The organism is Pseudomonas sp. HY2-MNA-CIBAN-0224 (genome assembly GCF_040310285.1).
In the GTDB taxonomy this organism is placed as follows: Bacteria; Pseudomonadota; Gammaproteobacteria; order Pseudomonadales; family Pseudomonadaceae; genus Aquipseudomonas; species Aquipseudomonas helleri.
Genome location: NZ_JBEOPQ010000517.1, coordinates 1 through 273 on the forward strand (window position 1 = coordinate 1; position 273 = coordinate 273).

The window sequence follows — 273 nt, forward strand, 5'->3', positions numbered from 1 at the left end:
GATATGCCCGTCTCCCCACAGGCGAGAAAGAAAAATCCGGAGCTCCCTGAAACATGGCGCGCCCGTTTTATCGCTTATCAAGAGCCAAAAGGTGAAATAAAAGGATTTGTCACCTCATTGATTGACCCTGTTCAGTATCCGCTGGACAAGCTGCTAAATATCTACTGGCAACGCTGGGAAATAGAAGAAGGATATGGCGAACTTAAGCAAACCCAGCTGCAAAGCAAGGTGACGTTACGGAGCAAATTTGTTGAAGGTGTTAAGCAAGAATTG

General features: G+C 46.2%; 1 pseudogene. It reads left to right on the plus strand.

Going from position 1 to position 273, the window contains the following annotated elements:
* Positions 1–273 (plus strand): annotated as a pseudogene (locus tag AAEZ03_RS27385) (IS4 family transposase); the annotation flags it as partial.